The organism is Exiguobacterium sp. USCH10, assembly GCF_037619445.1.
GTDB lineage: Bacteria > Bacillota > Bacilli > Exiguobacteriales > Exiguobacteriaceae > Exiguobacterium > Exiguobacterium aestuarii_A.
Genome location: NZ_JAQPZO010000003.1, coordinates 21779 through 35170, shown reverse-complemented (window position 1 = coordinate 35170; position 13392 = coordinate 21779). Strand labels below are relative to the sequence as shown.

The window sequence follows — 13392 nt, the reverse complement described above, 5'->3', positions numbered from 1 at the left end:
CAGGTTTTTCGACCGAATGCGATTCTTTTTTGTGGTTATAATTCTTCTCCGAATAAATACGACACGACCATCGGGAAACGTTCGCGCCAGGCAAGTTCGTTATGGACGCCTTCTTCGATCACTTCGAAACGGATGTGCTCGACCTTGTCTTTTAACAGGTTGTACACCCGTTCGCTCGATTCACGGTACATCTCGTTCGTCGGTCCGTTCTCCATCGGTTCTTCGACTTCTTTGGCACCGACGTCTAAATAGAGACGTTCTACACCTTTTAAGTCACTTGCCTCAATCAATTGCTCCAGTTCGGTTTGATTGAACCAGAAGGCAGATGATAAGGAAGCAACGCGTTTAAAAATTTCAGGATACACACACGCTGCGTAGACCGAGATGAGTCCACCCATCGAGCTTCCCATCATCGCCGTTTCTTCCGGAATGGTCCGGTAGTCGGCATCGATTTTTGGTTTCAATTCTTGAGCGATATATTCGATATACGCCGATCCTTCTCCGCCGAGGACGATGTCGCGTCCGAGCAGGCTGTCCCCGATATATGGGTTTTCCCATGGTCCGTACTCATCGAGTCGTTTTTCCCCAGGTGCGCTATCGAGTGCGACGACGATCAAGTCACGTTTCGAGGCGTCTAAATATTCACCGACGCGCCAGCTCATGTTATAGCTTGCCTCCTCGTCGGCGAAACAGTTTTGCCCGTCATGCATATAGAGAACGGGATACCGTTTTTCCGATGTCTCATAATCGGCAGGTGTATAGACCCGAAGCGTTCGGGTGCGTTCGAACGGTGTAATTGTGATTTCTTTTGTCTCAATCATGAAGTGACCTCCTTTGGATTCTCTCTAAATGATACCCAACTTTTCGTCAGATTATAGCGATACCCAAAAAAACAAGCGTGTGGTACGATGGGGGTGTTGATTTTTAGACATTTAGAGGGGGTCTTCACATGGTAAACACGACGAAGTTAAAAGTGCAGGATGCAGAATTGTTTGAGGCAATGCAACACGAGCTCGGTCGTCAACGCGACAACATCGAACTCATCGCTTCAGAAAACTTTGTTTCAGAAGCAGTCATGGAAGCGCAAGGAGGCGTATTGACGAACAAATATGCCGAAGGATATCCAGGACGCCGTTATTATGGTGGCTGTGAGTTTGTCGACGTCGCTGAAAACTTGGCGCGTGACCGTGCGAAAGCATTGTTCGGTGCAGAACATGCGAACGTACAACCACACTCTGGTGCACAAGCGAACATGGCAGTTTATTTCACAGTGCTTGAAGCAGGAGACACGGTGCTCGGGATGAACCTGTCACACGGTGGTCACTTGACGCACGGTAGCCCGGTCAACTTCTCGGGAGTGCAGTATAACTTCGTCGAATACGGTGTAGACAAAGAGACAGAACACATCGACTATGACGTCGTCGCAGCGCTCGCGAAAGAACATAAACCGAAATTGATTGTCGCGGGTGCATCGGCTTACCCACGTACAATCGACTTCGCGAAGTTCCGTGAGATTGCAGACAGTGTCGATGCGTACCTCATGGTCGATATGGCGCACATCGCTGGACTCGTGGCAGCAGGTCTTCACCCGAACCCAGTCGAGCATGCGGATTTCGTCACGACGACGACGCACAAGACACTTCGTGGACCACGTGGCGGTATGATTCTTTGTAAAGAAGAGTTTGCGAAAGCAATCGACAAATCCATCTTCCCAGGAATTCAAGGTGGACCGCTCATGCACGTCATCGCAGCGAAAGCAGTCGCGTTCGGAGAGGCACTCCAACCAGAATTCAAAGAGTATCAACGTCAAGTCATCGCCAATGCACAGGCACTTGCGGCTGGTCTTGAAGAAGAGGGGCTCCGAATCGTATCGGGCGGAACGGACAACCACCTCTTACTCGTCGACCTTCAAGGAATCGACATCACAGGGAAAGCGGCGGAGCATGCGCTCGACGCTGCAGGGATCACGGTCAACAAAAACACGATCCCATTCGATCCAGCGTCACCATTCGTCACAAGCGGAATCCGTCTCGGTACGGCAGCGATGACGACGCGTGGCTTCAAAGAGGACGATATGCAAGAAGTGGCACGCCTAATCGGTCGTGTACTCAAACAACATGAAGATGAGTCGGTACTCGCAGAAGCACTTCAAGACGTGCGTACGTTAACTGCGAAGTTCCCACTTTACCCAGAACGAGGCTGAGTCAATGGACATCCGGACACTCGCAGAACGAGAGCTATCCGAACTCCCATTGTTCGATATGACGGAATGGTTGGCTCGTAAGGGGGAACACGACCCATCTTTCCGTCTTGTCGCCAGTGAGTTCGGGGTCATCACGACGCTCCTCGACCATGGCTATTACGAAGAAGCGAGCGAACGAATCGTACCGCTCCTCGGGATGAAAGTGCCCGCTGCGTTCCATCGACTAGGTCTTGCGCTAGAAGTGAAGGCGAACGGGAAAAAAGCGGCCAAGCGCCGCTTTCGTTCGTTTTCTCCGGCCGTCATCCAGCACTCAGATTTAGCCGAGTGGCGACAGGCGTTCAAGTTTGATAAGAAATGGCTCGGTCTTCCGCTCGTCGTGGGACTTGCTGCCGCTGCGCTCGTGTTTTGGCCAGATACCCCACCTCCGGTTGTCCCGCCAAGCGAGACCGATCAAGTCGTCGTCGAGACGGTGACCGAGGAAGAGGCGATGGCGGAGCGCTTGAAGGAACTAGAAGCGGAAGTCGCTCGACTTGAGAAGGAAAATGAACAGCTACAAGGTCAAGAAGAAACGTCAAGTGATTCGGCGGAAGAGAAGCCGGATCAAGCGACTGACGTCGTGCCGTTAGCGGAGGTCGAAGCGCTCGTACAAGACAAACAGTACGAGCAAGCTGAACAGTTGCTCGACGGGAAAGCGAAAGCAGGTCAAGAGCAGGCGGTTGGATTTTATCGACTCCTTGTCGACAATAAGTTAGGAAAAGCGAAAATCGCGGATTACGCGGCTTATCTCGATTCCTATCCTGAGTCTGGGTACAAGGCAGATGTCCTATGGATGAAAGGGATTGCCGAGAAAAAAGCGGACGATCCGGCTTATCGGGATACGCTGACGACCGTGTCAGAAATGAAAGGAACGTATTGGGCGCCGATTGCGAAATCCGTGCTCGACGAGTGAGGTGTTGCGCAAGCAACGCCTTTTCTCATGAAATTTTAATGAACTCCACCTCGATTTCTCGTTTTCACCTCGTATGATGCGAGTAGGAGGGATGCACGAATGAAACGTTTAATGAAAATGATTGGGAGTAGTCTGTTGGCAATCGGCCTGATGGGAATCGGACTTGCCGGTTTCTTGTTCTTTACGACACCGGGGCAATCAAGCCTCACGCAATTGTCGCTCGCGGCAACGGGCATCGAGCAGCAAATCGAGCAAGTGGATGCAACGTGGGACCAATGGGAAGACCGTTTTGAACGAAAAGTTGAATCGGTAATCCCGGAAGGCGTCCGTCTGTTTTTTGAGGATTGATTTCGGGAAATGAATACCAATACGTCGAGCGGTCCGCTCGGCGTTTTTTCAAAGGAGTGAGCAGGATGCAGACGATTCTGGTCGTAGAAGATGATTCGAAGATTGCACGGTTACTGGAACTAGAGTTGAAGCATGCAGGGTATGAAGTCGTCGTGGCGACAGATGGGCGTAGTGGTTTAGAGCGGGCCGTCGCCGACGAAATCGATCTCGTCTTACTCGATATCATGTTGCCTCAAATGAGCGGACTCGAGGTGGTCCGTCGATTAAAAGAAGAACGACCACTGTTGCCCGTTCTCATGGTGACGGCTCGGGGAGACCGCTATGACAAAGTGAGTGGACTCGACCTAGGTGCCGATGACTACATCACGAAACCATTCGAAATTGAAGAAGTGCTCGCTCGAATCCGGGCGTTTTTGCGCATGCGCCAGCTCGTTCGGCAGGACCATTCTGAGCATGTCCTGACCTATGAGACACTCAAAGTCGATGTGAATCGACATGAAGTGTATTGCGAGGGAAATAAAATCGATTTGACGCGACGGGAGTTTGATTTATTGGTCTTCTTTTTAGAGAACCCTGAGCGCGTCTTGACCCGTGATCAACTCGTCGAACATGTGTGGGGATTCGATTACTTTGGTGACACGAACGTTGTGGACGTATATGTCCGTTATGTCCGAAAGAAACTGACCGGGTCTTGGATTCAAACCGTCCGTGGTGTCGGGTATATGTTGAAGCGTGGTGAGTGAGCATGTTACGTACAAAAATCGCCTGGGCGATGACCGGGTTCATGTTGCTGCTCCTTCTCGTCTCGTTTGGCGTGACATGGTTCGTCGCGAGGCAAGAGATCGTCGATTCACGTTTTGATGTGTTACTACAAGCGTTAAACTTATTAGAAGAAGACGTCCGAAATAGCGATGCCGTGCTGTCCCTTCATGAAGACAGTGTCGTTCTAGAGCGTCAAGAAAACGGGGAGTGGGGAATCATCGGTGGAGAAGTGCCGGACGGGACGACATTTCCCATCAATTACGGAGAACCCGCACTCATCGATGACTGGTTCGTCGTCGCCACGACGGATGGGCTGGCATTCGGGTTTCAAGACCGAGCGGTGAGTGACACGATTCAAGCGTTGGCGACAATTTTTCTCGTCATGTTTTTCCTAGCCGTGCTCTTGACGTTCCTCGGTACATGGTGGATCTTACGCCAAGGGCTGTCGCCGTTACGGCGATTGACGGAGACGATGGAACGGATTACCGAATCGGGCAAATTAGAAACGATTGAGGTCGATGACCGGAAGGACGAAGTGACGCTCCTTTCGAACGGATTCAACCATATGATTGAACGGGTCGAAGGGACAATGGACCAACAGCGTCGTTTCGTCGCCGATGTTTCACATGAACTAAAAACACCACTGACCGTCATCGAAGGTTACGCGAAATTATTGCAGCGCTGGGGACAAGAGGACGAGAGTGTCCGCGCCGAGGCCATCGATCATATTTTGACGGAGTCGCGACAGATGCGAAACGATTTGATTGAACCGATGCTAGAGTTAAATCGCTTCGCTGCGCTTGAAGAGGTCGACCGAGAAGACATTGATTTGGCTGAGCTTGGAGACATGTTAACAGAACGATTTTTACGGTCGCACGGCGTACACCTTCCCATCGATGCGAACGGTAGCTGGTATGGACATCGTGAATCGTTACAACGCATTCTCGTCATCTTGATCGACAATAGTTTGAAATATGCAACAGAGACGAGTCTTCACCTGACAGACAATCGAATCGAAGTGCGAGACAGAGGACCTGTCTTATCAGATGAAGTTAGAGCTCGTTTGTTCGACCGCTTTTATCGATTGGATGAGGCGAGGGACCGGAGCGGCAGTGGACTTGGTCTTGCGATTGCGAAGGAAGTCGCAGATGTGAACGGCTGGACAATCGGAAGCGAACCGAATGATCCTGACGGCAGTGTATTTTTCCTCACTCGATGATGAACATTTCGCATTTTCTCATCAACTTCTAATGAAGCCTTAAATGCGCTCTCACACACGAGGCTTATGATGAAAATAAGAAGAACACATTATGAGGAGGAAATGAACATGAAACGCATCGGCTGGATCATCGGAGCTTTACTTGGCGTCATGGCAATTGTAGGGATTGGATTTTATGTGAGTGGGAATCAGACGGACACGGTCATCGTCCCGCAAGCGATCAATCAAGCGAGTGACGACTCAGCACAAGAGCAATCGGACGATTCTTCGTCAGCAGAAGATTCGAGCGTCAACGCATCCGACGACTCATCATCTTCACGAGTAGAAGATGACTATGAACTATACGGGACACTTGTCAGTCTGACAAAAGAAGATGTCACGATTAGTTTCAATGGAAAAGAATCGACGTACCGCTTAGCACAAACACATGAGATTGACGACGATACACCGCAAGTCGGTGACCGAGTGAAACTCGAATTGAATCGAAATGATGAAGTGAAAGAAGTGGACCGTGAGAGCGGAGATGATGATGCATATATTACTGGAACGCTCGTCAAACTCACAGATCAAGAAGTCACAATCAACATCGATGGAAAAGATAAGACGTATCCGCTCGCTGCACAATCTGAAATCGATGAGGACACACCTCGGGTCGGAGATCTTGTCAAACTTGAATTGAATCGAGATCAAGCAGTCATCGAAGTGGACAATGAATCCGACGATGATCAATATGAGCAAGAGGATTCTTCACAGGACGATTCATCACAAGATGACTCTTCTGAAGATGAACGTGAGAATGATTAATTGAAGGCTCGAAAGAACCAGTCTCTCAAGAGGTTGGTTTTTTTGTAGAAATCTATCCAATCAAAAGCTTCTACTCAGCCATCAGAAACGTAATAATTCTGAAATCATCACAAAAATAGGTTATATGTTATGATGTACAAGAAAAATTTAGGTGGTTTTCACCTAATTGGGAATGAGGGGAACATCAATGCGGACGTACTGGGGAATCTTACTCAGTTGTATCTTGTTGAGTGGATGTGGTGCCGAGACGTTGAACGCGATTGAATTACGTCCTTTGTCATCTTATCGAGTCGAACAAGAGCCTGAGGTGGCATTAACCGAACAAACGAAAGAAAATATACTTACATATTGCGAGAAGCGTCCGACCGATGTCTTACCGAAACGAAGAGCAAAAGTGGCGGAAGTGACATTCCGTCATCCCCTTTATGAAGCACTTGGCTATAAAAATGTGAAGTATTTTGCTGCGGGAGAAGAGCGATATCTCACTTGTGCCAACAGTAACCAATTGATGGAGCGGACGTTTGCGATCGAACCGATTCCGGAATTTGAAGCACTCGACAAAGAGCGATTCGTCGAGTCAGAGGTCGTCTCGACGATTGAGTTTGATCGCGTCGAGGACATGAAAGAAATTACGAGTGCGTTTAAGGTGAACGATGCACATGAAACGGTCATCCCAGATTCTGCATTCCGTTACACGACGCCGGACACGGGTGCGATTTACGTGACGTTCGAGACGATTCGGAACGGACGGACGCTCGACCCGATTGTCGAACCGAGACTCTTTCCGTTTCAAAGTGGAGAAAATGAAGGCTATGTCTTTTTGACGAAGAGGGCCGATGATCGAATCGCCCTGCAAATTGGAAAGGGACCGTCGCTCAGACAACTCGTTCTTCCGAGTATGTACGAAGCGCCGTACATGAAAGTCGATGCTAAAGAAGAGGACCTCTCGCTCGTTGGAAACCATCGAGAACTGATGAAACGAATCATCCTCTCGGAACAACCAATCGAAGGGGACGTGTCTGAACAGACCTCACTCGCACTCTCGAAAACATATGGAACCGTCCTTGAAATCTGGGGGCACGTCCGCCGACCTGTCCAGAGTAAGATGTCTTCACGACCAGCGGATGAGGACATGCAACTCGCTGTCTTTGAATCAAGTCGAGATACGGTCTGGTTAGATGGACCAAAAACTCAAGAACTGTTTGATGAATTGTCTCACGTCCAGATGCGCGAGAAGCCGACGAATGCCGTCAACATAGGGCAATTACATTTATATAGAGAATTGACGAAACAGTCGTTTGACGTATGGAAGACGGAAACCGAACTTTACTTGATTGACCAACATACGTCTCGGTCATATGAACTCCCTGCGAACGACTATTTCCAAATCAATTAACGTTCAGGGCGTCTGACCTCTATTAAAATAGAAGTTGGCTCTACCCATCTCAACAGAGTTAGGGTACAATGCTCGAGAGAGAATGAGAGAGGAGTGAAGCAAGATGGGAAAAGTACATGTTTATGACCATCCTTTGATTCAGCACAAAATGACGATTATGCGAAAAGTAGAGACGGGGACGAAGCAGTTCCGTGAACTCGTCGACGAAGTTTCTTCACTTATGGCATACGAAATCACGCGCAGCCTACCCCTAACAGATGTAGAAATCGAGACACCGGTCTCTGTTTCCACTCAAAAGATGATTGCCGGCAAGAAATTGGGAATCGTCCCTATTTTACGTGCAGGACTTGGTATGGTGGATGGGTTCCTCAAAATGATGCCGAACGTAAAAGTCGGCCATATCGGTCTCTATCGCGATCCGGAAACACTTGAGCCACACGAATACTACTTGAAGCTCCCGACAGACGTGACGGAACGCGACTTCATCGTCGTCGACCCGATGCTCGCAACGGGCGGTTCGGCTGCTGATGCCATCGCGGCTCTTAAAAAACATGGAGCGAAGTCAATCAAGTTGGCTTGTCTGTGTGCAGCACCAGAAGGCGTCGAGCGTGTACAAGCAGAACATCCGGATGTAGAGATTTATCTCGCAGCACTCGATGAAAAATTAAATGATCACGGTTATATCGTTCCTGGACTTGGGGATGCGGGTGACCGTTTGTTTGGTACGAAGTAAGAATGAAGCGGGAATCGTCGATGCGATTTCTGCTTTTTTTCATAATGCATCTTGAATAATTTTTGTCATTTTTGAATGTCACAAAATAGACACAAAAGTGAATGGAAAGAAATCAAAACACGAGACACTTGAATGCTGTTTCTTCTTATTTAAAGGAATCCGGCAATCTTTCATTTAGACGCCACGTAAAAATGCATCCAAAAAGAGCGATGAGATTCCTCACAAAAAAATGGGCAAAATCGCTCGACATGGCAAAAACATCCTCGGTATACTGAAACAGGACGTTGAAAACGATTTCAAAATGAAGTCAACGACCGTTTCGTAACTCTTTGTGAACGTAAACGTTTACCGATTGAAATTTCCAAAACGTGGGGGTATAACTGAACTATTCTTCATCTGATTCCGTTTGTGAAATGTTATAAAGTTAACATTTTTATTTCAACGTTTCTTCACACTTTCTTTAAAAAGTGCATCAATCGTTTACTTTATGAAGTGCGTAAAACTATTGATACGACTTGATTTAAAGCGCTTTTATAATTGTGAAATTCATTGACTTCTTATGCCATTTCTATTACTCTGAACTTGTGTGACTTTTGATGGTCACGCGAGTGTGAATCCGTGAAGAAGAGAGAAGCGCACCGTGCGTGAAAGGGGGACCGGGATGGCGAAAAAAGACAATCGTTACCTATCCTATGCCTCGCTCGCTTCACAAATTTCAACAGCACTTGCTGGACCGATCGTCATCGGTTATCTCGTCGGACAGTACGGCGAAAGACGTGAATTTTGGGGCACGTTTGGTTGGAATGTGTCGATCATCCTCGGACTCGTGTTCGGGATTACGGCGCTAGTTCTCACCCTTCGGAGTTTATTGACAGGAGAGGACGAATGAATACGATTCAAGCAGACAGAAAAGCACAGAAAGAACTGATGAAGCGTTATACGAAATGGTTTACCGTCTGGTTTGCGATTTTGCTCATCGGCGCATTCATCATCCCGATGTATAAAGCCGTATTTCTCGGGTTGTTCATCGGTGGGGTCGGAAGTCTCATCATTCTACATATGCAGAATCGAAGCGTCATTCGCATGTATGACGTCATCGAGCATGGACGTCGACCAAAGTCGCACGGGACCGTTTCAAGAATGGCGGTCGGTGCGTTAGCAGTGATAGTCGGTCTTTTCTATGAAGATCGGGTATCCGTCATCGCGGTGGTAACTGGTCTAATCGCCGGCCACATCATACAATTTGGCGAGTTCACACTTGCCCAGCTCAGCAGGAAAAGAGGTGAATATTAATGGGTCATGAGTTTCCCACATATTCTCTGCACTTTGGGGACTATACGTTATACGGGAGCTGGACGAACGTCATTACAGTGCTAATAGCAGCGTTACTCGTCTTCGTATTCGCCATCTGGGGAACAAGACGTTTGGCTATGAAGCCGACTGGCAAACAAAACTTCATGGAATTCTTCGCGGAGTTCGTGCGTGGAATCATCGCTAGTGCGATGGACTGGAAGACAGGAGGACGCTTTATCGGATTTGGGATGACATTGATTTTGTTCATTCTCTTCTCAAACTTGATGGGTCTACCGTTTAACGTCATTTCCGGACACTATCTGTGGTTCAACTCACCGACGGCCGATCCTTACGTAACCTTGGCGTTGTCGACACTCGTCGTTGCAATGTCGCATTACTATGGGGTGAAGCTACACGGATTGAAACACTATTCGGCGGAATTCGTAAAACCAGTCTGGTTCTTGCTTCCGATCAAATTGATCGAGGAGTTTGCGAACACGTTGACGCTCGGTTTGCGTCTATACGGTAACATTTTTGCCGGTGAAATCATGATTACCATCATCTTGGGACTCGCGATTACAGCCGAAGGAGCACTTAACCCGCTCGGCGCAATCTTTGCGGTCTTCCCAATGATTCTATGGCAAGGTTTCTCAATCTTTATCGGGGTTATCCAATCCTACATTTTCCTGACGCTTGCAATGGTGTACATCGGGCACAAAGCTTCGGCCGAACATTGATTCGGACATCTCGCCAAAGCGTTACAAACAAATTATTTACTTAACTTTTAGGAGGAATATACACAATGGAACAACTTAATCTTCTCGCAACAGCACTTGTTATCGGTCTTGGAGCACTCGCAGCTGGTATCGGTAACGGTTTGATCGTATACGGAACAGTACAAGGACAAGCACGTCAACCAGAACTCAAAAACGAACTTCGTCAAACAATGTTCATCGGTATCGGTTTGGTTGAGGCCCTCCCGATCATCGGTGTGGCTGTCGGTTTCCTTCTCCTCAACTCTTGATTCCGAGTTAACGAGAATAGCATGAGAGGGAGCACGTCTCCCTCACTTATTTAGTCAAGAGGAGGGTATGCATGGATACGATGATGATTGCAGCTGGTGCTGGTGGCGAAGGCCTCCGCATTCTAGATATGATCTTTACAATTTTCACATTCCTCGTACTCTTGGCCCTGTTGAAGAAATTTGCTTGGGGACCACTCCTTGGAATGATGAGACAGCGTGAAGAGTATGTAGCGAACGAGATTGAACTCGCTGAAAAGAGCCGCAAAGATGCGGAAAACTATGTCGTCGAACAACGTGATGCACTCAGTGCAGCACGTACAGAGTCGAAAGAAATGCTCGACGCAAGCCGTCGACAAGCAGAAGCAGAACAAGCACGCTTGGTGGAGCAGGCGCGTTTGGAAGCTGAACAAATTAAAATCGAGGCAGAGAAAGCGATTGAGCGTGAGCGCGAGCTTGCGAAACAATCTCTTCAAACGGAAGTCGTCACACAGGCGCTTTCGGCAGCACGCCACGTCCTTCAATCAGACCTTAAAGGCGATGAAGCGAAACAACGTGCCCTCGTCACAGACTTCCTGTCTAAAGCGAAAGGTGCGAACTGATGAACGCATCACTAGCAAAACGCTATGCCAAAGCGCTCTTCGACTTAGCACGGGAACAAGGCACGCTCGACCAAGTCGAAGCGGAAGTGCGTCTGCTCGATGAAGTGCTCCACGCGACTCCTGAACTCATGGATCTCTTAACGAATCCAGCAGTCAGTGACAGCGAGCTTGCACAGCTTTTAAAAGACAGCTTTGGTGATATGACGGCGATTGTCGTGAACACACTTCTCGTCATGGTCGAAAACGACCGTGCGACAGAGGTTCGCGCTTTGCCACGATACGTCCGCGACTATATCAACGACTACCGTGGAATTGCAGAGGGTATTGTCACAAGCGCCTACCCGTTGTCGGCAACAGACTTGAAAGACGTCGAACTCGTCTTCGGACAGAAGCTCGGGAAGACGCTCCAATTGAAGAACGTCGTCGATGAAGAAGTCATCGGTGGACTCCGTGTCCAAGTCGGATACACGACGTACGATGATACGATCGAAACGAAATTGACACGCCTCGAGCGTGAATTGTTGAATGCGTAAGAAATAGGGGTGAATTCAATGACAATCAAAGCTGAAGAAATTAGCGCCCTGCTAAAAGAACGAATCGCTTCGTACGGTTCTGAAATCGAAGTCAGCGAGACAGGTACAGTCATTCAAGTAGGTGACGGTATCGCTCGTGCACACGGACTCGATAACGTTATGGCGGGGGAACTCGTAGAGTTCTCTAACGGCGTAATGGGCTTGGCGCAAAACTTAGAAGAAGGTAACGTCGGGATTATCATCCTTGGCGATTACAAAGGCATTAAAGAAGGCGACTCTGTCAAACGTACAGGTCGCATCATGGAAGTACCAGTCGGTGAGGCACTCCTCGGACGTGTCGTGAACCCGCTTGGACAACCAATCGATGGTCTTGGACCAATCGTGACTGACAACTATAACCCGATCGAGCGTAAAGCTTACGGCGTTATGGCTCGTAAATCGGTTCACGAACCACTTCAAACAGGAATTAAGGCGATTGACGCCCTCGTTCCAATCGGTCGTGGTCAGCGTGAGCTCATCATCGGTGACCGTCAAACAGGTAAAACATCTGTTGCCATCGATGCGATCATCAACCAAAAAGAAGAGAACATGATTTGTATCTACGTCGCAATCGGTCAGAAAGAATCGACTGTACGTGGCGTAGTAGAGACGCTTCGTCAAAACGGCGCACTCGACTATACAATCGTCGTTTCGGCATCGGCATCACAGCCGGCACCACTTCTTTACCTCGCGCCATTCGCTGGGGTATCGATGGGTGAGTACTTCATGGACCGTGGACAACACGTCCTCGTCGTCTATGATGACCTCTCGAAACAAGCGGCAGCTTACCGTGAGCTCTCGCTCCTTCTCCGTCGTCCTCCAGGCCGCGAAGCCTACCCAGGGGATGTCTTCTACCTCCACTCACGCCTTCTTGAGCGTGCAGCGAAGTTGAACGACGAACTCGGCGGCGGTTCATTGACAGCACTTCCGTTCATCGAGACACAAGCATCGGATATCTCAGCATATATCCCGACAAACGTTATCTCGATCACAGACGGTCAGATCTTCCTTCAGTCGGACCTCTTCTTCTCTGGGGTACGCCCAGCGATCAACGCCGGTCTCTCGGTATCGCGTGTTGGTGGTTCGGCACAGGTGAAAGCGATGAAGAAAGTTGCTGGTACACTTCGTCTTGACCTCGCGTCTTACCGTGAGCTCGAAGCGTTCGCTCAGTTCGGGTCAGATCTCGACAAAGCGACACAATCGAAGTTGAACCGTGGTCAGCGTACGGTTGAAGTCTTGAAACAAGACTTGAACGCACCGCTTTCTGTAGACAAGCAAGTTATCATCATCTACGCACTCACGAAAGGTCATCTCGATGACATCCCAGTCACAGACATCCGTCGTTTCGAAACAGAAATGAACGCATGGCTCGACCAAAACCGTAAAGACCTCTGCCGTGAAATCCGTCAGACAGGAAACCTTCCTTCAGACGAGGCAATGGTCGACGCAATTACGGAATTCAAAAAGACGTTCTCGCCATCGGTTTAATC

Annotated in this window: 16 protein-coding genes; 15 read left to right on the top strand and 1 reads right to left on the bottom strand. The window is 48.8% G+C overall.

The window, feature by feature from the left end:
• Positions 1 to 35: 35 nt before the first annotated feature.
• Positions 36 to 821 carry an alpha/beta hydrolase gene (locus PQI28_RS07340; protein WP_339962870.1) on the bottom strand — a complete coding sequence of 262 codons (786 nt, stop codon included), beginning with the start codon at positions 819 to 821 and terminating at the stop codon, positions 36 to 38.
• A 128-nt stretch (positions 822 to 949) separates the two neighbouring features.
• Here PQI28_RS07340 and glyA point away from each other — a divergent pair, with 128 nt between their 5' ends.
• The 15 genes from glyA (at position 950) to atpA (ending at position 13390) form a co-directional block, all read left to right on the top strand.
• On the top strand, positions 950 to 2203 hold the full coding sequence (gene glyA / locus PQI28_RS07335; RefSeq protein WP_074035858.1) for a serine hydroxymethyltransferase: 1254 nt from the start codon (positions 950 to 952) through the stop codon (positions 2201 to 2203).
• 4 nt (positions 2204 to 2207) lie between these two features.
• Positions 2208 to 3152 carry a hypothetical protein gene (locus PQI28_RS07330; RefSeq protein WP_339962869.1) on the top strand — a complete coding sequence of 315 codons (945 nt, stop codon included), beginning with the start codon at positions 2208 to 2210 and terminating at the stop codon, positions 3150 to 3152.
• Between the two features lie 99 nt (positions 3153 to 3251).
• Positions 3252 to 3500: a hypothetical protein gene (locus tag PQI28_RS07325; protein WP_214784801.1), complete on the top strand. Its 249-nt coding sequence runs from the start codon at positions 3252 to 3254 to the stop codon at positions 3498 to 3500.
• Positions 3501 to 3565: 65 nt separating this feature from the next.
• On the top strand, positions 3566 to 4243 hold the full coding sequence (locus PQI28_RS07320) for a response regulator transcription factor (RefSeq protein WP_214744568.1): 678 nt from the start codon (positions 3566 to 3568) through the stop codon (positions 4241 to 4243).
• A gap of 2 nt (positions 4244 to 4245) precedes the next feature.
• Complete coding sequence (locus tag PQI28_RS07315) at positions 4246 to 5481, top strand: HAMP domain-containing sensor histidine kinase (RefSeq protein WP_339962868.1); 1236 nt, start codon at positions 4246 to 4248, stop codon at positions 5479 to 5481.
• Between the two features lie 108 nt (positions 5482 to 5589).
• Positions 5590 to 6285, top strand: a complete 696-nt coding sequence (locus PQI28_RS07310; protein ID WP_339962867.1) for a hypothetical protein — start codon at positions 5590 to 5592, stop codon at positions 6283 to 6285.
• Between the two features lie 187 nt (positions 6286 to 6472).
• Positions 6473 to 7681, top strand: a complete 1209-nt coding sequence (locus PQI28_RS07305; RefSeq protein WP_214784795.1) for a hypothetical protein — start codon at positions 6473 to 6475, stop codon at positions 7679 to 7681.
• A gap of 103 nt (positions 7682 to 7784) precedes the next feature.
• Positions 7785 to 8414 carry a uracil phosphoribosyltransferase gene (gene upp / locus PQI28_RS07300; protein WP_074035874.1) on the top strand — a complete coding sequence of 210 codons (630 nt, stop codon included), beginning with the start codon at positions 7785 to 7787 and terminating at the stop codon, positions 8412 to 8414.
• Positions 8415 to 9075: 661 nt separating this feature from the next.
• Positions 9076 to 9303, top strand: a complete 228-nt coding sequence (locus PQI28_RS07295) for a hypothetical protein (RefSeq protein WP_026825087.1) — start codon at positions 9076 to 9078, stop codon at positions 9301 to 9303.
• The gene (locus PQI28_RS07290; protein WP_214784793.1) at positions 9300 to 9707 is read left to right on the top strand and encodes an ATP synthase subunit I; all 408 of its coding nucleotides are present in this window, start codon (positions 9300 to 9302) and stop codon (positions 9705 to 9707) included. The genes PQI28_RS07295 and PQI28_RS07290 overlap by 4 nt, the downstream gene beginning before the upstream one ends.
• Positions 9707 to 10444, top strand: coding sequence for a F0F1 ATP synthase subunit A (gene atpB / locus PQI28_RS07285; protein ID WP_339962866.1), 738 nt, complete (start codon positions 9707 to 9709; stop codon positions 10442 to 10444). The genes PQI28_RS07290 and atpB overlap by 1 nt, the downstream gene beginning before the upstream one ends.
• A 65-nt stretch (positions 10445 to 10509) precedes the next feature.
• Positions 10510 to 10731 carry a F0F1 ATP synthase subunit C gene (gene atpE, locus PQI28_RS07280; protein ID WP_012727360.1) on the top strand — a complete coding sequence of 74 codons (222 nt, stop codon included), beginning with the start codon at positions 10510 to 10512 and terminating at the stop codon, positions 10729 to 10731.
• 71 nt (positions 10732 to 10802) lie between these two features.
• Positions 10803 to 11330, top strand: coding sequence for a F0F1 ATP synthase subunit B (gene atpF / locus PQI28_RS07275; protein ID WP_074035884.1), 528 nt, complete (start codon positions 10803 to 10805; stop codon positions 11328 to 11330).
• Complete coding sequence (locus PQI28_RS07270) at positions 11330 to 11863, top strand: F0F1 ATP synthase subunit delta (protein WP_339962865.1); 534 nt, start codon at positions 11330 to 11332, stop codon at positions 11861 to 11863. Before atpF ends, PQI28_RS07270 begins: the two co-directional genes overlap by 1 nt.
• 18 nt (positions 11864 to 11881) lie before the next feature.
• On the top strand, positions 11882 to 13390 hold the full coding sequence (gene atpA, locus PQI28_RS07265; protein WP_078147660.1) for a F0F1 ATP synthase subunit alpha: 1509 nt from the start codon (positions 11882 to 11884) through the stop codon (positions 13388 to 13390).
• The last annotated feature ends 2 nt before the right edge of the window (positions 13391 to 13392 follow it).